This window comes from Bacillota bacterium (assembly GCA_040754675.1).
Lineage (GTDB): Bacteria > Bacillota > Limnochordia > Limnochordales > Geochordaceae > Geochorda.
Genome location: JBFMCJ010000019.1, coordinates 1 through 19,668, shown reverse-complemented (window position 1 = coordinate 19,668; position 19,668 = coordinate 1). Strand labels below are relative to the sequence as shown.

Annotated in this window: 19 protein-coding genes, 1 pseudogene and 1 riboswitch; of the genes and pseudogenes, 13 read left to right on the top strand and 7 right to left on the bottom strand. The window is 69.1% G+C overall.

Annotated features, from left to right (window positions below; all coding sequences use genetic code 11):
• Both AB1609_02375 and AB1609_02370 read left to right on the top strand, forming a co-directional pair.
• On the top strand, positions 1-1,610 hold a 1,610-nt coding region (locus AB1609_02375), incomplete at its 5' end, for an AAA family ATPase (GenBank protein MEW6045315.1).
• A 51-nt stretch (positions 1,611-1,661) separates the two neighbouring features.
• A complete protein-coding gene (locus tag AB1609_02370; GenBank protein MEW6045314.1) occupies positions 1,662-2,708 on the top strand; it encodes an L-lactate dehydrogenase in 1,047 nt (348 codons plus the stop codon).
• Between the two features lie 2 nt (positions 2,709-2,710).
• On the opposite strand, the pseudogene AB1609_02365 reads toward AB1609_02370, so the two are convergent.
• A pseudogene (locus tag AB1609_02365) lies at positions 2,711-3,826 on the bottom strand (MFS transporter).
• Between the two features lie 110 nt (positions 3,827-3,936).
• On the opposite strand from AB1609_02365, the gene trpS reads away from it, so the two are divergent.
• On the top strand, positions 3,937-5,007 hold the full coding sequence (gene trpS / locus AB1609_02360) for a tryptophan--tRNA ligase (protein MEW6045313.1): 1,071 nt from the start codon (positions 3,937-3,939) through the stop codon (positions 5,005-5,007).
• A 55-nt stretch (positions 5,008-5,062) separates the two neighbouring features.
• Positions 5,063-6,244, top strand: coding sequence for an acetyl-CoA C-acyltransferase (locus tag AB1609_02355; protein MEW6045312.1), 1,182 nt, complete (start codon positions 5,063-5,065; stop codon positions 6,242-6,244).
• Positions 6,245-6,271: 27 nt separating this feature from the next.
• Here AB1609_02355 and AB1609_02350 read toward each other — a convergent pair whose 3' ends face one another.
• A complete protein-coding gene (locus tag AB1609_02350; protein ID MEW6045311.1) occupies positions 6,272-6,613 on the bottom strand; it encodes a tRNA-binding protein in 342 nt (113 codons plus the stop codon).
• Positions 6,614-6,773: 160 nt separating this feature from the next.
• Between AB1609_02350 and disA the strand changes: the two genes are divergently transcribed.
• The 8 genes from disA (at position 6,774) to AB1609_02310 (ending at position 13,500) form a co-directional block, all read left to right on the top strand.
• The gene (disA, locus tag AB1609_02345; protein ID MEW6045310.1) at positions 6,774-7,847 is read left to right on the top strand and encodes a DNA integrity scanning diadenylate cyclase DisA; all 1,074 of its coding nucleotides are present in this window, start codon (positions 6,774-6,776) and stop codon (positions 7,845-7,847) included.
• A gap of 198 nt (positions 7,848-8,045) precedes the next feature.
• The gene (locus AB1609_02340) at positions 8,046-8,528 is read left to right on the top strand and encodes a CarD family transcriptional regulator (protein MEW6045309.1); all 483 of its coding nucleotides are present in this window, start codon (positions 8,046-8,048) and stop codon (positions 8,526-8,528) included.
• A gap of 38 nt (positions 8,529-8,566) precedes the next feature.
• Positions 8,567-9,667 carry a PIN domain-containing protein gene (locus tag AB1609_02335; protein ID MEW6045308.1) on the top strand — a complete coding sequence of 367 codons (1,101 nt, stop codon included), beginning with the start codon at positions 8,567-8,569 and terminating at the stop codon, positions 9,665-9,667.
• Positions 9,668-9,674: 7 nt separating this feature from the next.
• Positions 9,675-10,451, top strand: coding sequence for a 2-C-methyl-D-erythritol 4-phosphate cytidylyltransferase (gene ispD, locus AB1609_02330; protein ID MEW6045307.1), 777 nt, complete (start codon positions 9,675-9,677; stop codon positions 10,449-10,451).
• Positions 10,441-10,956 (top strand): 2-C-methyl-D-erythritol 2,4-cyclodiphosphate synthase, encoded by a 516-nt coding sequence (gene ispF, locus AB1609_02325; GenBank protein MEW6045306.1) that lies wholly within the window; start codon positions 10,441-10,443, stop codon positions 10,954-10,956. The genes ispD and ispF overlap by 11 nt, the downstream gene beginning before the upstream one ends.
• A gap of 116 nt (positions 10,957-11,072) precedes the next feature.
• The gene (locus AB1609_02320) at positions 11,073-11,777 is read left to right on the top strand and encodes a thioredoxin family protein (protein MEW6045305.1); all 705 of its coding nucleotides are present in this window, start codon (positions 11,073-11,075) and stop codon (positions 11,775-11,777) included.
• A gap of 51 nt (positions 11,778-11,828) precedes the next feature.
• Positions 11,829-12,098 (top strand): metal-sensitive transcriptional regulator, encoded by a 270-nt coding sequence (locus AB1609_02315; protein ID MEW6045304.1) that lies wholly within the window; start codon positions 11,829-11,831, stop codon positions 12,096-12,098.
• A gap of 85 nt (positions 12,099-12,183) precedes the next feature.
• Complete coding sequence (locus tag AB1609_02310) at positions 12,184-13,500, top strand: family 10 glycosylhydrolase (GenBank protein MEW6045303.1); 1,317 nt, start codon at positions 12,184-12,186, stop codon at positions 13,498-13,500.
• On the opposite strand, the gene ribH is transcribed toward AB1609_02310, so the two are convergent.
• Genes ribH through ribD form a run of 4 tightly spaced genes read right to left on the bottom strand, consistent with a single transcriptional unit; the run spans position 13,452 to position 17,233 of the window.
• Positions 13,452-13,946 carry a 6,7-dimethyl-8-ribityllumazine synthase gene (gene ribH / locus AB1609_02305; GenBank protein ID MEW6045302.1) on the bottom strand — a complete coding sequence of 165 codons (495 nt, stop codon included), beginning with the start codon at positions 13,944-13,946 and terminating at the stop codon, positions 13,452-13,454. The genes AB1609_02310 and ribH overlap by 49 nt on opposite strands.
• Positions 13,947-13,970: 24 nt before the next feature.
• Positions 13,971-15,290: a bifunctional 3,4-dihydroxy-2-butanone-4-phosphate synthase/GTP cyclohydrolase II gene (locus tag AB1609_02300; protein MEW6045301.1), complete on the bottom strand. Its 1,320-nt coding sequence runs from the start codon at positions 15,288-15,290 to the stop codon at positions 13,971-13,973.
• A gap of 3 nt (positions 15,291-15,293) precedes the next feature.
• On the bottom strand, positions 15,294-15,983 hold the full coding sequence (locus AB1609_02295) for a riboflavin synthase (GenBank protein MEW6045300.1): 690 nt from the start codon (positions 15,981-15,983) through the stop codon (positions 15,294-15,296).
• On the bottom strand, positions 15,965-17,233 hold the full coding sequence (gene ribD / locus AB1609_02290) for a bifunctional diaminohydroxyphosphoribosylaminopyrimidine deaminase/5-amino-6-(5-phosphoribosylamino)uracil reductase RibD (GenBank protein ID MEW6045299.1): 1,269 nt from the start codon (positions 17,231-17,233) through the stop codon (positions 15,965-15,967). The genes AB1609_02295 and ribD overlap by 19 nt, the downstream gene beginning before the upstream one ends.
• A 155-nt stretch (positions 17,234-17,388) precedes the next feature.
• A riboswitch (FMN riboswitch) is annotated at positions 17,389-17,510 on the bottom strand.
• 203 nt (positions 17,511-17,713) lie between these two features.
• Here ribD and AB1609_02285 point away from each other — a divergent pair.
• On the top strand, positions 17,714-19,351 hold the full coding sequence (locus tag AB1609_02285; protein ID MEW6045298.1) for a tetratricopeptide repeat protein: 1,638 nt from the start codon (positions 17,714-17,716) through the stop codon (positions 19,349-19,351).
• A gap of 51 nt (positions 19,352-19,402) precedes the next feature.
• On the opposite strand, the gene AB1609_02280 is transcribed toward AB1609_02285, so the two are convergent.
• Positions 19,403-19,668: hypothetical protein (locus tag AB1609_02280; GenBank protein ID MEW6045297.1), on the bottom strand; the 266-nt coding region annotated here is incomplete at its 5' end.

Here is a 19,668-nt window from a genome sequence, read left to right as displayed (position 1 = left end):
ACACCATCATCGGGGCGGGCGCCGCGGAGGGAGCCATCGACGCCTCCAATATCCTCAAGCCGGCCCTTGCCCGGGGCGAGCTGCAGTGCATCGGCGCCACCACGCTGGACGAGTACCGCAAGCACATCGAGAAGGACGCGGCGCTGGAGCGTCGCTTCCAGCCCATCATGGTCGATGAGCCGACGGTGGAGGAGACCATCGCGATCCTGCAGGGCTTGCGGGACCGCTACGAGGCGCACCACCGGGTGAAGATCAGCGACGAGGCGCTGGTGTCGGCAGCCCGGCTGTCGGACCGGTACGTGAGCGACCGCTTCCTGCCTGACAAGGCCATCGACCTGGTGGACGAGGCGGCGTCCAAGGTCAGGCTGCAGGCGCTGGTGGCGCCGCCGGAGCTGAAGCAGCTCGAGGAGGCCATCCAGGAGATCCAGACCGAGAAAGAGGCGGCCATCAAGAACGAGGAGTTTGAAAAGGCCGCGGGGTTGCGGGACAAGGAGCAGCGCATGCGCGAGGAGCTGGAGCGCAAGCGCCAGGAGTGGAAGAACTCGCGCAGCCGCACCGAGGGCGTCGTGAGCGCCGAGGACATCGCCCAGGTCGTCTCGGCCTGGACGGGCATCCCGGTCTCCAAGCTGCAGCAGGAGGAGACGGAGAGGCTGCTGCACCTGGAGGAGGTGCTGCACCAGCGGGTGGTGGCCCAGGACGAGGCCATCGACGCGGTGTCGCGGGCCATCCGCCGCGCCCGGGCCGGCCTGAAGGACCCGAAGCGGCCCATCGGCTCGTTCATCTTCCTGGGGCCGACGGGCGTCGGCAAGACGGAGCTCGCCAGGGCGCTGGCCGAGGCGCTGTTCGGCGATGAGGACGCGATGATCCGCATCGACATGTCTGAGTACATGGAGCGCCACACGGTGTCGCGCCTGGTGGGCGCACCGCCGGGCTACGTGGGTTACGAGGAGGGGGGCCAGCTCACCGAGCGGGTCCGGCGCCGGCCGTACTCGGTGATCCTGCTCGACGAGATTGAAAAGGCGCACCCTGAGGTGTTCAACATCCTGCTCCAGGTGCTGGAAGACGGCCGGCTGACGGACGCCAAGGGGCGCACGGTGGACTTCCGCAACACCGTGGTCATCATGACCTCCAACGTGGGCGCCCAGGAGATCCACCGCCAGGCGCGGCTGGGCTTCCGCGCCACGCAGGACGAGAAAGACGCCTACGAGACCATGAAGAAGAAGGTGCTGGAAGAGCTGCGGCGCACGTTCAGGCCCGAGTTCCTCAACCGCATCGACGAGGTCATCGTCTTCCACGCGCTCAACAAGGAGCACATCCGCCAGATCATCGACATCATGCTGAAGCGGGTGGGGCAGGACCTGAAGGAGCGGGGCATCAAGGTGGAGTTCACCGACGCCGCCAAGGAGGTGCTGGCGGACGAGGGCTTCGACCCGGACTTCGGGGCGAGGCCGCTGCGCCGGGCCATCCAGCGGCTGGTGGAAAACCCGCTGTCGGACGAGATGCTGAAGGGCAAGTTCAAGGAAGGCGACGTCATCGTGGTGGACGCCGTGGACGGCAGCATCACGTTCAACAAGAAGGAGGAGATGGCACCTCAGGCATCGCGGGCGTAAGGGGCGCCCGGCGCGGGCACCCTTTGAGCCGGGAAGGAGGCCGTCTTGGGCATGGAGGCAGGCGCGTGGCGGCCGCTGTCCGGCGACGGCGAGGAACGTGGGCCTGACGGCGGGACTGACGGGCGGGCGGCGGGCCCGAGGGGGGCAGCCGGGCCGCCCAAGGTGGGCATCGTGGGCACCGGGCTCGTGGGGTCCACGATCGCCTACACGATCCTGGTGCGGGGCCTTCACTGCGAGCTGGTGCTGGTGGACATCAACCGGGCCAAGGCGGAGGGGGATGCCATGGACCTCAACCACGGCATCCCCCTTGCCGCGCCCATACCCATCCGGGCGGGCGACTACGCCGACCTGGCGGGTGCCGCCGTGGTCATCGCCTCTGCCGGGGTGGCGCAGCGCCCGGGCGAGACCCGGCTGCAGCTCTTGCAGCGAAACGCGGCCGTGATGGCGGACGTGGCGCAGAAGGTGGTGCAGTTCGCGCCGCACTGCGTGCTGGTGGTCGTCACCAACCCGGTGGACGTGCTGAGCTACATCGCCTGGAAGCGATCGGGCCTGCCCGCCTCACGGGTCCTCGGTTCGGGGACGCTTTTGGACACCATGCGGCTGCGCTACCTCCTGGGCGAGTACTTCGGCGTCGACCCGAGGAGCGTGCACGCCTACGTTCTCGGCGAGCACGGCGACACCGAAATGGTGGCGTGGAGCCTGGCGCACATCGCGGGGGTTCGCCTGAAGGAGCTGGGAGCGGCCTGGGAACGGGCCGTGCGCGAGGGCACGCTCGAGCGTATCTTCGAGCAGGTGCGAAGTGCCGCCTACGAGATCATCCACCGCAAAGGGGCCACCTACTACGCCATTGGGCTGGCGGTGACGCGGCTTGTGGAGAGCATCCTGCAAAACCAGCACTCGGTGCTCACCGTCTCCACCTACGTGGACGGCTGGCAGGGGATCCAGGACGTCTACCTGGGCATGCCCTGCGTGGTGGGCTCCTCGGGCGTCGAGCGCATGATCGAGCTGCCGCTTGCGCCCGAGGAGCTGGATGCGTTGCGCCGGTCGGCTTCGGTGCTGCGCCAGGCTGCCCTGGAGGCGGCGGAAGTCATCCAGTAGGCCGCGGCGATGACCGCCGCACCCGCCCAGAATGGCGCCTCGAGTCCCGCCGTGTCGCCGAGCATGCCCCCGATGAACGGGCCCGCCACGGCCCCCATGCCGTTGATGGCCTGCAGCACCCCGAACGTGCGGCCGCGGTGGCTGGCCGGCGTGCTGCGCGCGATCAAGACGCCCGATGAGACCACCACGACGCTGGCTGCGAGCCCGAAGGCGAAGCGGATGGCCGCCAGGTACAGGGGGTGGGCGATCAGGCCCTGCAGGGCGTGGAGCACGGCGGCTACCGGAATCCCGGCCCGGAGCGCCGCCATGGGGGTGCGGTCGGCCCAGCGCGATGCCGCCGGGGCACCGATGGCGGTGGCAAGCCCGGCCGCCGCGTAGACGGCCCCGGTGGTGATGGCCGCGTTTTGCGCGACCAGGCTCGCCACATACAGCGGAAGCGTGGGCTGCGTCATCAACTGGGCCGTGGCGAAGAGGAAATGCACGGCGAACAGGACCGAGAGCCGCCGGTCTGCCAGCACCTTCCGCACGTCCGAGACCACCCGGGGCCCCAGCCGGTCCCACCGGATCTGGCGGGTGCGGTCGGCCAGCTCTTCCTGCACCCCGCCCACGAATGGCAGTATACCCGCCACCCCTAAGAGGGCGGCGGCGAGGAGTATCGCGCCGCGCGGGCCGAGCAGCTCGGCGGCTGCCCCGCCGATGAGGGGGCCAGTGATGACGCCGGCCGCCCCGACGGCCTGCAGCGTTCCCAGCGCCCGGCCCAGGTACGAGTCGGGCGTGTTGGAGGCAACGAGCACGTTGGCGGCGGGGATGTAGCCTGCCAGAAGCCCGTTGAGGGCACGCCACGCGGCCAGTTCCCAGATGGAGTGCGAGTACGCCATGAAGGCGTAGGTGACGGCGATGCCGATGCCGGCCCTCAGCATCATGGGGCGCTTGCCGACCTGGTCGGCCAGGGAGCCCCACACAGGCGCCATCAGGCTCGACGTCAGGAAGTTGACGGCGAAGACGATGCCCGACCACAACGCGACGTTGGAGAAGACGCCCACTTCCACCACGAGGGCAGGTAAGAACGGCGTCACGATGGAGAAGCCCACCGACGCGATGAAGACGCCAGCGGCCACGATAGCGAGGTTGCGTTGCCAGTTGACCACGGTGTCTGATAAGCCCGGGGCCTATTTAACCACACCGCTGCCCGGCGCGCCACCCCGGCTCCTGCCGCTGCGATGGTATAATGGGCGCAAGGCAAAGGCTCGCCGGCCGGACGCCCCCGCCGGATCAGAAAGAGAGGTGCCCCGTTCACACAACCGTGCAGCACACTGTCTTTTCGGGCATCCAGCCCAGCGGTACCATCCACGTCGGAAACCTCCTGGGAGCCATCCGCAACTGGGTTGAGCTGCAGGATCGTTACCCGTGCTACTTCTGCGTCGTGGACCTGCACGCCATCACGGTCCCCTACGACCCCCGCGAGATGCCCGGGCGGGTCCGGGACGGCGTCTTGCTCAACGTCGCAGCCGGACTCGACCCCGAGCGGTCCGTCATTTTCGTGCAGTCGCAACTTCCCGAGCACGCGGAGCTGGCGTGGCTGTTCAACTGCATCACTCCGTTGGGGCAGCTGCAGCGCATGACGCAGTTCAAGGACAAGGCCCGCCAGCATTCCGAGGCGGTGAACGCCGGGCTCCTCAACTACCCGGTGCTGCAGGCGGCCGACATCCTGCTTTACAAGGCCGACCTGGTGCCGGTGGGCGAGGACCAGGTGCAGCACATTGAACTCTCCCGCGACATCGCCCGGCGCTTCAACCACCTGTTCGGGCAGACCTTTCCGGAGCCGGAAGCGTATCTGACAGGCGGGGCGCGCATCATGTCGCTCAGCGAGCCGACCCGCAAGATGTCCAAGAGCGAGCCGGAGGGCGCCGTCAGCCTGCTGGATCCGCCCGAGGTGGTCAGGGAGAAGGTGCGGCGGGCCGTCACCGACCCGGGCCCGGGTGGAGGCGAGATGAGCCCGGGGGTGCGTAACCTCTTCACCCTGCTGGACCTGACCGCTCCGGCCGGCGTGCGGGCACACTTCAAGGACGCGTACGAAAAGGGCACCATCCGGTACGTGGAACTGAAGCAGGCCCTGGCCGACGCGCTGGTCTCATTGCTTGCACCGATTCAAGAGCGCTACCGGGAACTCTCGTCTCGCCCGAACGTGTTCGAAGAGATTACGTCCGCCGGCGCCGAACGCGCCCGCCGGGTGGCCAGAGAGGTCATCCGCGAGGTGAGGGATCGGATGGGCCTGAACGGCGTTCCAGGGCGCTGTTAGCCCGTTCGTGCGGCTGATCCCGTACGACCAAGAGCCAGGAGGAGGTCATCAACCCATGAGGAGCGTGGTGCTCGCCGGGGCGGCGCGGACGCCCATCGGAGCGTTCATGGGCGCTTTGAGCCCGCTTTCAGCCCCACAACTGGGAGCTGTCGCCATCCGGGGCGCCCTGGAGCGGGCGGGCATCGCCGCGCAGGACGTCGACGAGGTCATCATGGGAAACGTGCTGGCCGCGGGACTCGGGCAGGCGCCGGCGCGGCAGGCGGCCCTCTTCGCGGGGCTACCTCGTAAAGTTGAATGCCTGACTATCAACAAGATGTGCGGCTCCGGTTTGAAAGCGGTTATGATCGCGGCCCAGGCCGTCATGTGCCGCGATGCAGACGTGGTGGTGGCGGGCGGCATGGAGAGCATGTCGAACGCGCCCTACGTCATCCCGGGAGCCCGGGGGGGCCTGCGCATGGGCCACGCCCGGCTCATCGACACCATGATTCACGACGGGCTGTGGGACGTCTACAACGATTGCCACATGGGCAGCTGCGCCGAACTGCTGGCCGAGCGGATGCAGATCTCCCGGGAAGAGCAGGACGAGTACGCGCTGGAGAGCTACCGCCGGGCCCAGGAGGCCATCCAAAGCGGGCGCTATGCCAGGGAGATCGTTCCGGTGCAGGTGCAGGGCCGCAAGGGCGAGAGCACCGAGGTGACCACCGACGAGGAGCCGGGGCGGCTGGTGGAGGCGCGCTTTCGCCAGCTCAAGCCGGCCTTCAAGGACGGCGGCACGGTCACGGCCGGCAACGCCTCCAGCATCAGCGACGGGGCCGCGGCGGTGGCCGTGCTGGCGGAGGAGAAGGCGGCACGGTTGGGGGTTCGGCCGCAGGCGAGGGTGGTGGCCCAGGCCGCGGCGGCCATGGACCCCGAGTGGTTCACGCTGGCGCCCATTGCCGCCATCCAGAAAGTTCTGCACAGGGCCGGGCTTTCGGTCGAGGAGATCGACCTGTTCGAAATCAACGAGGCGTTCTCGGTGGTGCCGATGGCCGCCATCCGGGAGTTGAAGCTGGATCCCCGGCGGGTCAACGTCCGCGGCGGGGCCGTCGCGCTCGGGCACCCCATCGGTGCAAGCGGCGCCAGGGTGCTGGTCACCCTCATCCACGCCATGGAGGAGCGGGGCGCCCGCAGGGGGCTGGCCGCGCTGTGCATTGGGGGCGGCGAGGCCGTGGCCATGGTGGTGGAGCGTGCCGGCTAGCCCTCGCCGGAAGAGGAGGCCGCCTGGTCAGCCGATGGGAAGGCCGGGCGGGCAGGGGCGCTCGGGCTGCAGGAGCACCACGCCGCCGCCCGGCTCCATGGCACCCAGGACCAGCACCTCGGACTTGAAGCCCGCGACGATCTTGGGCGGGAAGTTGACCACGGCCACCACCAGCCGGCCGGCGAGATCCTCGGGGGTGTAGTGGTCGGTGATCTGGGCGCTTGAGGTGCGGGTGCCCAGAGACGGCCCGAAGTCGATGCGAAGCTGATACGCCGGCCTGCGAGCGCCCCGGGCGGGGCGGGCCTCGACGATGCGCCCCACGCGGATATCCAGCTGCTGGAAGAGTTCGACGCCGACGGTGGGCTTCATGGCATACCCCCCTGAGTAGCTTCCTGGTTCACCTTTCTCGGGATCTGCGTTGTGAGCCAGGGCAGTCTGGTGCTATAATCTTTAAGCGCGACATTCATGCGGAGCCGGAGCCGCGGGGCCGGTTGTGGGGGCTCTTGGAAGTGGAGTGAAAGGTGCCCACTTGACAGAAAACCGCGACGATGCGCTGACCCGGGTGCTTCGGATGGTGTCGCCCGGCACTCCTCTCCGGGAAGGCCTCGAAAACATCCTCCGGGCCCGCACGGGTGCCCTCATCGTGGTTGGGGACAGCCCCCAGGTGCTGGAGCTCGTGGACGGGGGCTTCCACGTCGACACCGAACTCAACCCGTCGGCCTTGTATGAGCTGGCCAAGATGGACGGAGCCATCATTCTCAGTTCCGATGGCCTGCGGATCTTGTACGCCAACGCCCAGTTGAACCCGGATCCCATGATCCCCACCTTCGAGACGGGCACCCGCCACCGCGCGGCAGAACGGATGGCCAAGCAGACGGGCGAACTGGTGATCTCCATCTCCCAGCGGCGCAACATGGTCACCCTGTACAAGGGCGACATCAAGTATGTACTGCGCGACCTGGGCGTGATCCTGGCCAAGGCCAACCAGGCCCTCTCCACGCTGGAGCGCTACCGCACGGTGCTGGAGCAGGCGCTGGTCAATTTGTCGGCGCTGGAGTTCGAAGACCTGGCCACGCTCATGGATGTGGCCACCGTGCTGCAGCGGGCCCAAATGGTGGAGCGGATCGCAGGGGAGATCCGCCGGTACGTGGTTGAACTGGGTACCGAGGGCCGGCTGGTCGAAATGCAGCTGGAGGAGCTCTTAAGCGAGATCGAGGACGAAGGCCTCCTGGTCTTCCGGGATTACTGGGTGGCCCAGGACGGCCGCCACCCGGACGAGGTATGGGAGGACCTGTGCCGCCGGACGGAGCAGGACGAGATTCCCGACGTTGCCCTCGTTGTCAAATCCATGGGCCACGGACAGGCCCCGTCCCTGGACATGTCCGTGACGCCAAGAGGCTACCGGATCCTGCACAAGATCCCCCGGCTTCCGATGCCCGTCGTCGAAAACCTTGTAAAGAAGTTTCAGCACCTGCCCAACATTCTGACCGCTTCGATCGACCAGTTGGACGACGTCGAGGGGATCGGCGAAGTTCGTGCCAAGGCCATCAAGGAAGGCCTGCACCGCCTGAGGGAGCAGGTGCTCCTGGACCGGCACCTCTAGCACCGCCCTCGAAGCGGCGTCCCGCACGTGAGACGAAGAAAGAACGAGTAGTTTAGCGCGAGGACGAGCTAGTTTTCAGTAACTTCGTGTGATTCTCTCTCAGGCCCTTATGAATGCTGTAGTTTGACAATAGGCGTCACGAGTGATACGATGGCGAAGGGCGCGGCGTCCGTATCGGACGGGGGGTTCGAGGGTCCGTTGGTTCAGTTTAAAGTCGGCGACAAGGTCGTCTACCCGATGCACGGGGCGGGTGTCATCGAGGCCATCGAGGAGCGCGAGGTGCTCGGCCAGCGCCAGCAGTACTACATCATGAAGCTCCCGATGGGCGACATGCAGGTCATGATCCCGCTGCGCAGCGTCGAAGAGGTGGGCCTGCGCGAGGTCATCAGCCCCGAGGAGGTCAGCCGCGTCTTCGACGTGCTCCAGGGCGAGAAGACCAAGATGTCCCAGAACTGGAATCGCCGATACCGGGCGAACCTCGAAAAGATAAAGAGCGGCGACATCTTCGAGGTGGCCGAGGTCGTGCGCAATCTGTCCATCCGGGACAAGGAGAAGGGCCTGTCCACGGGTGAACGGCGCATGCTGGAAAGCGCCCGGCAGATCCTGATCTCGGAGCTGGTGCTGGCGCAGGGTATACCCGCCGCTGAAGTGGAACGGCGCATCAACGAAGTGCTGGGATAATGGCCTGGGTGTGTAATGCACGGGGGTGAGCGCACGGCATGCTCTCGGCCGTGCTGCGGTGGCTTTTTGCCGTCCTGGGTGGTGTGGCCGGCTATCGTCTTGGGTTCGTCCTGCTGACCGCCGACCTGGTTCCCGGACTCGACCTGCAAGCGGCGTCTCACCGGTTCGTCCTGCCCCTGGCTATGACGCTGCTCGGAGCGCTGTCCGGGGCGGGGGTGGCCCGGTGGGTCGAGGCGGCGCTGGGCGCGGTGACGGCGCGGCTTCACCGCACCCCTGTGCAGGACCTCATCTGGGGCACCATCGGGATGCTGGCAGGGCTGGTGATCGCCCTTCTCATCACGCTGCCCATTCCCCGCAACATGCCGGTGGTGGGTGACCTCATCCCGCTTCTGGTAACCGCGGGGGCCGCCTACGTCGGCATGATGGTGGGCGTTCGCAAGCGGGAGGAGCTGAGCGGGGCTTTCCTGCTGCGCCGCCGCCCCAGAGCCGAGGCGGGGGCCGAGCAGGCCGGGGCGGCTTCCGGCGAGGTCGTCCGGCCGGTGCTCCTTGACACCAGCGCCATCATCGACGGGCGCATCGGCGACGTGTGCCGCACCGGGTTCGTGGAAGGGACGCTGGTGGTGCCGAGCTTCGTCATCCAGGAACTCCAGCGGGTGGCCGACTCGTCCGACCCCGTGCGGCGCAACCGCGGCCGGCGCGGCCTGGACATGTTGAGCAGGCTGCAGAAGGAGCCCCGCGTGCGGGTGGAGATCGTGGAGGCCAACGGGCGGGGCGACGTGGACCTGCGCCTCATCAAGCTGGCGCAGCGCATGGGCGCCCGGGTGGTCACGAGCGACTTCAACCTCAACAAGGTCGCGTCGCTGCATGGGGTTAGCGTTCTCAACGTGAACGAACTCGCCAATGCGCTCAAGCCGGTGGTGCTGCCCGGCGAAGAGATGAGCGTCCAGCTGATACGGGACGGCAAGGAGCAGGGCCAGGGGGTCGGGTATCTGGACGACGGCACCATGATCGTGGTGGACGGCGGGCGCAAGTACATCGGCGAGACGGTCGACGTCACGGTGACGAGCGTACTGCAGACCGCGGCCGGCCGGTTGATCTTCGCCCGGCCCAAGGCCGACGGCCGCCCCGGCCACCCGTGATGCCGGCATGACGACCGGTGCGGTGGTGGTGGCGGCGGGCCAGGGGCGGCGCATGGCTGAGCGCTGGGAACACTCGCCCCTCGCCGGCGTTATCGCAACGCCCGTGGCCAAGCAGTTCCTCCCGCTGGGAGGCAAGCCCGTCGTCGTCCACGCCCTGCAAGTCTTCGAACGCTGCCACGCCGTTGACGCGGTGGTGCTGGTGGTGCCGGAGCGGGACGTTATGTATGCCCGGCGGGAGATCGCGGAACGGTTCGGGCTCAAGAAGGTGCGCCGGGTGGTGGCCGGGGGGCAGCGGCGGCAGGATTCCGTCCTCCGGGGGCTGCGAGCCCTCCAGGGGGAGAGCCTGCCCTGGGAGTATGTCGTGGTGCACGACGGCGTCCGCCCACTGATCACCGAGGCTCTGGTGCTGGCCGTGCTGGACGAGGCGCGCCGGTACGGGGCGGCCACGCTCGGCACCCCGGTGCGGGAGACGGTCAAGCTGGTCGACCACAAAGGGCTGGTCTCCCTGACCCCCGAGCGCGAGCGGCTGTGGTCCATCCAGACGCCCCAGGCCTTCCGCTTCGCCCTGCTCCTGCAGGCTCACCGGGAGGCGGCGGAGCGGCAGATCGAGGGCAGCGACGACTGCGCGCTGGTGGAGGCGCTGGGCGAGCCGGTGCGGGTCGTGCAGGGCTCGCCTTCCAACATCAAGGTCACGTGTCCCGAGGACCTGGTGATGGCGGAGGCGTTGCTGGCGCACCGAGATCCGGGCGGCCCGCTCCTGGACGGGCTACGCAATGGCAGCTGATCGAGCGATTTCCGGGGAAATACGGGTGGGGCTCGGGTTCGACGTCCACCGGCTGGCCGCCGGGCGGCCGCTTCGGCTGGGCGGCGTGGAGATTCCTTTCGACCGGGGCCCCCTGGGGCACTCCGACGGGGATGCGTTGCTGCACGCCATCACCGATGCGCTCCTGGGCGCCGCGGGGCTCGGTGACATCGGGGGCCTCTTCCCCGACTCGGATCCTCGCTTCGCCGGCGCAGACAGCCGGGAACTGCTGAGGCAGGCCCACGCCCTGGTACGGGGCCGGGGGTTCGAGGTCGAGTTCATCGACGCGGTGATCATCGCCGAAGCGCCCCGCATCGCGCCGTACCGGGAGGCCATCGTGGCCAGCATCCGCTCGGTGCTGGACCTGCCCCGGTTGCCGATCTCCGTCAAGGGCAAGAGCATGGAAGGGCTCGGAGCGGTGGGTTCCGGGGAGGCGGTCGCCTGCCTGGCCACGGCTACCGTGCGGCATACAGGCAGCTCCTCTTGACTTCTCCGAGGCTTCGTGATATGCAAGACCGCGGGCAGCATATACCCTACCCGGTAGGGGCATACGTCCTGCAAGGTTGGCCGGGGTTTCAATCCCGTTGATGGAGGGCAGACAGGATGCCGTTCATTGGTGAGAAGGATCGGAGTTACCTGAAGTCTGTCTTTGAGAAGATGGAGGGCAGGGTAAAGATTCTGCTTTTTACCGAAGGCGCCTCGAAGCTCATCGTTCCCGGTGAGCGGCCCTGCCAGTACTGCCAGGAGACGGTGCAGCTGATCGAAGAGCTTGCGTCCACCAGCGACAAGATCAGCGTGGAGGTCTTCGACCGCAAGTTGCACCCGGACAAAGTGCAGCAGTACGCGATCCCGATGGTTCCGGCCATCGTGGTGACCGATGAGGCGGAGTCGCGCCGCAACGTTCGGTACTTCGGGATTCCGGCCGGGTACGAGTTCGGCGCGCTGGTGGAGGACATCGTCGATACGGGTAACGGCAAGACGCGGCTGGCTCCCGAGACGCGGGAGCAACTTGCGGCCATTGCGACGCCCGTTCACCTGAGGGTCTTCGTCACGCCCACCTGCCCGTACTGCCCCAGGGCGGTGCGCCTGGCGCACCAGTTCGCCATGGAGAACCCCAACTTCACGGCCGACATGATCGAGGCCACCGAGTTTCCGGATCTGGCGGGGAAGTACAACGTGTACGGCGTTCCCAAGACCATCATCAACGAGACGGGCGAGATCGAGGGGGCCGTGCCGGAGGCGTACCTCTTGCAGGAGGTGCTGGCCACGGTGGGCGAGCCGGCCAAGGAGGCGGAAGGCCGGTCGTAGCCGGCACGGCGCAGGAGATCGCGTCGCTGAAAGGAGGGCGGTGGGCAGACAATGGCCGTCGTCAAAAACGGGCGACGCACGGAAGAGCTGGTCAACCGCATGAAGCGCATCGAGGGCCAGGCCCGGGGCGTTCAGCGGATGCTGGAGGAGAACCGCGACTGCGAGGAGGTCATCCTGCAGCTGGCCGCGATGCGGGCCGCCCTCTCCAAGGTCGCCATGGCCCTGATGAGCGACCATTTCCGGGAGTGCATGGCCAGAGAGGAACCGGAGCGCGAGGAGGCGCTGGAGCGCGCCGCCCGCATGTTCCTGCGGTTTTCGTAAGCCTGGAAACTCCGCCGCAACAGGAGAGCGTCGTCGGCCGGTCGTAGTCTAGGCTCCAGCGATGGCCTTGAAATGGGGCCGGCCGGTGAAGCCGTACGCAGGACAGGACCGCCGGCGGTGGGTGCTGCTGGGGGCAGCCTTTCTGGCATCGGTGGCGGGTGCCTTTTTCGGGATGCGGGAGGCCGCACTGGCGCCCGAGAATGCCGGGCCTGCCGGGATCGCCGCCCCCGGAGGCGGCGAGCGGGGGTACGTCGTCGGGCTGTGGGTGCAGGAACGCACCATCCTGACCCCCGAGGGTGCCCGGGCTGCCGTCTCCATGGCCCGCCGTATCGGGGCGGGGGTGCTTTTCGTGCAGGTGCTGGCACGGGGTGAAGCAGCCTACCGCTCCAGCATCTGGCCGATGGCGGTGCCGGCCGGCGCGCAGGGCGCCGGGGGCTCGGCCGACAGGGCGGGAGGGATGTCGTACGACCCGCTCGCCGAGGTGATCCGCGGCGCAAAAGCCGGCCCGCCGCTCGAGGTGCACGCCTGGATTAACGTCTACACCTGGGGGGAACTCGGGAGAGTACCCGCCTGGCGGGACCACCCCCTCGCCCGCCACCCCGACTGGGTCACCCGGGACAGCCGGGGGCGGTCCCTTTCGGAGTACGGCATCAACGAAAGCCCCTACGTTAACGCCCTGTTCGTGGACCCCGGCATCGAGGGCGTCCGCCAGACCGTCGTCGAGACGGTGCAGGAGCTGGTGCGCCGGTACGACCTGGACGGCATTCACCTGGACTACGTCCGCTACCCGTGGGCCGGGGCAGGATTCCACCCGGAGAGCCTCAACGCGTTCTGGCGCAGCCTGGAGCTGGAGCAGGTGCAGGGCGCGGGGGCCTCCCCGTTCGCGGCCGTTTCCCCGTCACCGGCTGTTGCAGCAGGTGTGGCTTTGCGGCAGCCGTCTTCCGCAGAGGAGCGGGCCGCCTGGAACCTGTTCCGGGCGAGCCAGGTGACGGCCCTGGTCGAGCGTATCGCCTCAGGCCTGAAGAGCGAGGCGCCCCACGTCAAGCTCACCGCCGCGGTGCTGCCCGATCCCCGGCGCGCCTACGAGGAGGCCCTCCAGGAGTGGACCGTGTGGCTGGACAGGGGGCTTCTGTCCGGCGTGGTCCTGATGAGCTACACGCCCTCCGACTCGGTGCTCGCCGGGTGGGTGACGCAGGCCCACGGGCTTGCCCGCGGCGTGCCTGTCTACGCCGGCATCGGGACGTACCTGCTGGGCGCACGCCCTGACCGGCTGCGCGCCCAGGTGCAGGCCGCCCTGCGAGCCGGAGCGGCCGGGGTCGTCTACTACTCCTTCGAGAGCCTGGAGGCCGTCCCTCAGCTCGTGGACGCGCTGGCTCCGGCAGCAGGCGGCAGGCGCCGGTAGAGGTTGGCCATTTCGATGGCGGCCACCGCAGCGTCGAAGCCCCGGTTGCCCATCTTGGTGCCGGCCCGCTCGATGGCCTGCTCCAGCGTTTCGGCGGTGAGCACGCCGAAGATCACCGGCACGTCGCCCCGCATGGCAAGCTCGGCGACCGCCCGGGCCGTCTGCGAGGCCACGTAGTCGAAGTGCGGGGTGGCGCCCCGGATGACCGCCCCGAGGCAGACCACCGCGTCGTAGCGGCCGCTCTGTACCATCCGGCGCGCGACGGGCCCCAGCTCCAGGGAACCGGGCACCCAGGCCACGTCGACGTCGCTCTCCGAAGCGCCATGCCGGGTCAGGGCGTCCATCGCTCCCGCAAGCAGCCGCCCCGTGACGAACTCGTTGAACCTCGCGACCACCAGCGCAAAGCGCAGCCCTGCGGCGTTCAAATCTCCTTGGTACGTTGCCACGTCCGTCGGGGCCGTCCTTTCACTTCACCCGTGCCGGCCGGGCTCGTAGCTGCGTTCCCGGCGGCCGTTGAAGGTGCCGTCGGACTCCGACGCCACGAACTGTTCGGCGTCGAGGTGCAGGAAGTGGCCGAGCTTCTCCTGCTTGGTGAGCAGGTACCGGAAGTTCTCCCGGTGAGGCGGCATCTCGATGGGCACGCGCTCCACGATCTCGAGCCCGTAGCCCTCCAGCCCGACCACTTTGCGCGGGTTGTTGGTCATCAGGCGGATGCTGGTCAAGCCCAGGTCGACCAGGATCTGCGCCCCCAGTCCGTAGTCCCGAAGGTCCGGCGGGAAGCCCAGCGCCAGGTTGGCCTCCACGGTGTCCTTGCCCTCGTCCTGGAGGCGGTAGGCCATCAGCTTGTTGAGGAGCCCGATGCCGCGCCCCTCCTGGCGCATGTAGACCAGCACGCCCGTGCCTTCGCGCTCGATGGCCATCAGGGCGGAGGCCAGTTGCTCGCCGCAATCGCAGCGGACCGACCCGAAAACGTCCCCGGTGAGGCACTCCGAGTGCACACGAACCAGCACACCCTTCTTGCCCGCCACGTCGCCCTTCACCAGCGCCGTGTGCGCCTGGCCGTCCACCAGGCTCTCGTAGCCGATGACGCGGAAGTCGCCGAACCGGGTGGGCAGGTGCGCCTCTGCCACCCGGCGTACCAGCTTCTCCGTGCGCAGGCGGTACCGGATGAGATCGGCGATGGTGACGATCGTAAGCCCGTGGCGCGCCGCGATTTGTTCCAGCTGCGCCACGCGGGCCATGGTGCCGTCCTCGTTCATAATCTCGCAGACGACGCCGGCCGGGTAAAGCCCTGCCAGCCGCACCAGGTCGATGGCCGCCTCCGTGTGCCCGGCGCGCTGCAGCACGCCGCCCGGCTTGGCGCGCAGCGGGAAGATGTGCCCGGGCCGGATGAAGTGTTCGGCGGTGGTGCGGGGATCAGCCAGGGCTCGCACGGTGGCGGCGCGTTCCTGGGCCGAGATGCCCGTGTGGACGCCTACTATGTCCACGGAGACGGTGAAGGCGGTGCGCATGCTCTGTTCCGAGGCGCCCGGCATCAGCGGGATCTGGAGCTGGTCGAGCCGCTCACCGGTGAGCGGTACGCAAATCAGGCCCCGGCCGTAGCGGGTCATGAAGTTGATGGCCTCCGGCGTCACCTTCTCGGCGGCCATCACGAGGTCGCCTTCGTTTTCGCGCTCCTCGTCGTCCACCACGATGACCATCCGGCCGGCCCGGATCTCCTCCAGGGCCTCCTCGATGGTACCGAACGGGGAAGAGTTGATCCGCTGGCCCTTCGCCTCTAGATCCTGCAACGCTCATCTGCCCCCCTGCGAGAAGAACGCCGTGTAACCCAGCTCCTCCAGGAGTGCCGGGGTGATGCTGGCCGCCGGGCGCGCAAGACCCGGCGCGGCCGAAAGCATAGCGAGCTGCCTATGAACGTAACGCGCCAGCACGTCCACCTCGACGTTGACCATGTCGCCCGCGGCAACCCGCCCCAGCGTGGTGTGCTGGAGCGTGTACGGCACCAGAGCTACCCAGAACTCCCTGTCCCGTAACCCGGCTACCGTCAGGCTGACCCCGTTGATGGCCACCGAGCCTTTCAGCGCGATGAACGGCAAAAGCTCATTCGGTACGACAAAACCCATCTCCTTGCCCTGCCCTGCGGGCCGAACCCAGCTCACCCCGCCCACGCCGTCCACGTGACCCAGCACCAGGTGCCCGCCCAGGGGCTTGCCCCAGGTGAGGGCGCGCTCCAGATTGACGGGGCTTCCGGGGCGGATCCGGCCGAGGGTCGTGCGGCGAAGCGTCTCCGGCGAGAGCGAAAACGAAAGCCTGCGGCCCGACGCCTCTTCCACGGTGAGGCAAACCCCGTCCACGGCGACGCTGTCGCTGACGTGGACCTCGCCCTGGCCCCAGGGCGAGTCGAGCCGGAGCCGCCGCCCACCGCCGCCGATGGCTTCCAGGCTCACGACGGTGCCTACGGCCTCTACGATGCCAGAGAACACGCTGCCTGCCCTCTCTCCTGCGCCGGTGCGCACCGGAGCCGCTCGGCGGCTGCCGGGAACAGCGCCTCGATGACCAGGTCGGGCGGCGAGCCGCTTCCCGGTACCCGCCGAACCCTCCACTCCCCGAGAGCCCAGGCCGCCGTCACGGAAGCTGCCCCGCTGCCCTCGACCGGGGACGGCGCCGAGCGGCCGCCCAGGATCTTGGGGGCGACGAACGCCACCAGCCGATCCGGCAGTCCCGCCTCGATGAGGGAAGCGACCAGGGTACCGCCCCCTTCGACCAGGATGCTCGTCACCTCCCGGCCTGCGAGGTACTCCATCAGGGCCGGGAGGTCGACCCGCCCGTCAGGGGCGGCAGGAAGCACGGCGACCTCGGCGCCGGCCGACCGGATCGCGTGGACGCGTTCGGCGGGCGCCCTGGCCGTAACCGCCACGAGCACGGGCGTGCCGGGGGCTGCCGTTCGGATGAGTTGAGCGTCGGCGGGCGTCCGCGCCAGGCCGTCGACCACCACCCTGAGCGGCTGGCGGCGAAGCGGCCGGCTGGCGTGGGGCCGCGCCGTGAGCAGGGGGTCGTCGGCCAGCACCGTGCCGACGCCCACCATCACCGCGTCGTGGCGGGCACGCAGGCGATGGACCAGCGCCCGCGAGGTCTCGCTGGAGATCCAGCGGGCGTCGCCCGAAGCCGTGGCGATCTTGCCGTCCAGGCTCATGGCGACCTTGATCGTCACGTAGGGGAGGCCGGTGGTGATGTACTTCTCGTACGAAGCGTTCAACCGGCGCACCCGGCCGCAGGCGGACTGGCCAGCCAGCTCCACCTTAACTCCGGCCCGCGCCAGCCGTTCGAAGCCGCGGCCGTTGACGCGGGGGTTTGGATCGACGGTGCACGCCACGACGCGGCGCACGCCCGCCGCGATGAGGGCGTCGGCGCACGGGGGCGTGCGGCCCCAGTGAGAACAGGGCTCCAGCGTCACGTATAGCGTGGCGCCCCTGGCGGCCTCCCGGGCGCGGCCAAGGGCCACGACCTCGGCATGAGGCCCGCCTGCCCGGCGGTGGTACCCCTCCCCCACCACCTGCCCGCCGCGGACCAGAACAGCGCCCACCGCGGGATTGGGGCTGGTGAGCCCGGCTCCCCGGCGCGCCAGGGCGATGGCGCGGGCAACCCACCGCCGGTCGTCGGCGCTGAGTTGCGCCTGGGGCCAGGGGCTCGCCGTGCAGCGGCAGGGCGCTTCCAGAGGTTCGGCCAGGCTCAACAGTTTGGATCTGGCCCCCGTCCACCGTGGCCCACAGGGGAGAAAAAGGCGGGAGAGGCGGGCCGACCTCCGCAGAGGTACGGGTAAGGCCGCAACGGCGCAGGCTCGCAAAACCATGGCCGCGCCGGTCGCGCGCCACGCGCGGCGGGCCTTCACCCGGCCTTCTCCCATCCGGACTTTACCGTCGGCTCCGGAATCTCACCGGATCCACCGCGGGCCCGCCCCGCGGGTCGTGGGCTTTCACCACCGGTCGGGAATTGCGGCCGCCCGGGCAACACCTGCGCTTTTGGGCGGCTGCTCACCCTGCCCCGAAGGCCACGTTTCGGTTTTCGTCGTCTAACTCCAAAAACCACTTATACCATACACTTGCCCGGCGCACCTGGCAATGGCCTCGCCCGGCACGCGTCGCAGCAGCCGAAGGGCTTGCGGGCCGGAGCGCCGTAATAACGGGCAGGTTCATGCGGGGCCTGGTGAGGCGGGATGCATCCGGGAGGGGCCTCTGTTCGAGAGCGGAAAGACCGGGCGCGGCTCGGGGCGGCGTGGCTCCTGACGCTCCTGGCGTTCCTGGCGGCGTACGCGTCCCCGGGGCGGGCCGGCGCGGGCCCGGCGGTCCTGCCCCCGGCCGGCGCGCCGGCTATCCCCGCCGGTGAAATGCCCCCGCTTTTCGCGATGGAACGGTCGACGTTGCCCGGCCCTGTCCTGACCCGCGCCATCGAACTCCTGGAGGCCGGACGCTGGCAGGAGGCTCAAGGCGCCCTGCAGCCCCTGCTGAGGCCCGGCTCGACGGACCCGCAGGAAGACCGGGCGCATGCGTTGATGCTGGCCGGGCTGGCCGCCGGGATGTCCGGTGACGCCATGCGGGCGGCCGCTCTCCTGGACGAGGCGCTGTCACTCAACAGGGCCTCCGTCGTGATCCGGCTCAACCTGGCGCGACTTCACCTGCAGGCCGGAAATGCCGCCCAGGCTGCCCGGGCGCTGGAGGACGCCAGGTCGGTTGCACCCGCCGACCCCCGGGTGCTCGGGTGGCTGGGCGTGGCATGGTACAACGTCGGACTCGCCTACCAGCGCTCGCAGGACCCCTCTTCGGCCCGGGAGGCCTACCGGCGCGCCCTGGAGGCCGAAGGCCCGCACCGGGCGGCAGCGCACAACAACCTGGGCGTTCTGGCGTTCAACGAAGGGCGCGTGGACGAGGCGGAACGGCACTTTCGCGAGGCCGTTCGCGCGGATCCCGGCGAGGCCCTCTACCACGCCAATCTCGGTGCTGCGCTGCGGGCCTCCGGGAAGTTGGAGCAGGCGGTCCTGGAACTGAAGCAGGCCGTAGCGCAAGGGCCTGCATCGGCGAGCCTCCTGCTGGAGTACGGCTTTGCGCTGCTCGCCGCAAGAAAGTTCGACGAGGCCGCCAGCGTCTTCCAACAGGCGGTGGAGCGCCTTCCCATGAGCGCCGACGCCCTTTTCGGGCTGGCAACGGCGATCATGGGCCAGGGCCGCTTCCAACAGGCGCGGCTCTACCTGGAGCGGGCGCTGCAGGCTAGCCCCACCTACTGGCGGGCGCACTACGCGCTCGGGGCCGCTTATCAGGCCGCCGGGGACCAGGAGGAAGCTCGAAAGGCATACGAACAGGCCATCCGCCACGCTCCCGCGGTGCCCGAACTCCGGGCGGCGCTGGGCGAACTCTATCTCGAACTGGGCCGCCACCAGGACGCCGAGCAGCAGCTCCAGGCCGCCCTGGCGCTGGGGGATGGCCGGCCGGCGATCTGGTACGCCATCGGCCGGGCCCAGCTCATGGGCGGCAGAAGCACCGAGGCGGCGGCCTCCTTCGGGCGGGCGGCCGAGCTTGCGCAGGGCGACCCGCCTGCGCAAGCGCTCTACCTCTACGCCCAGGCGCTGGCGGTCGAGGCCGGCGGCGAGGTGGGCGCGGCCGTGCAGCTTCTCAGGCAGGCGATTGAGGCCGATGCCGGCCTCTTCGAAGCGCACCTGCGGTTGGGGGAACTGCTGCTGGCGCGTGGCCATGCGGCTGCAGCCATCGCGCCCCTGGAACGGGCGGCCGAGCTGCGCCCCTGGGATACGCGGGCGCGCCAGGCGCTCGACCACGCGAAGGCCGCGGCCGCCGGGCGCTGATGCCGCTAACCGCCGACGCCGCCGGCTTCGCGCGAGGGCACGGCCACCGTCTCAGGCGGTCTTTCTGGCCGGTTCACCTTCCAGGCAGTGGACCGCCTGGCGCGGGGCGGCCCGAAGAGCGGGGCTTCGGCGCCGGCGGTCCAGGAGCTCCAGATCGAGGTAGGGCTCCTCTTGCTCACCGGCGGCCAGCGACAACCCGCTGCCCGTCGCGGTGCGCAGTGGATGAATCTGGTCCCACCGGCGGGACGTGACCACGATACTGAAAAGCGCCCCGAGGAGCAACAGCACGCGCATGGTTTTTCCCGTGCAACCCCCCG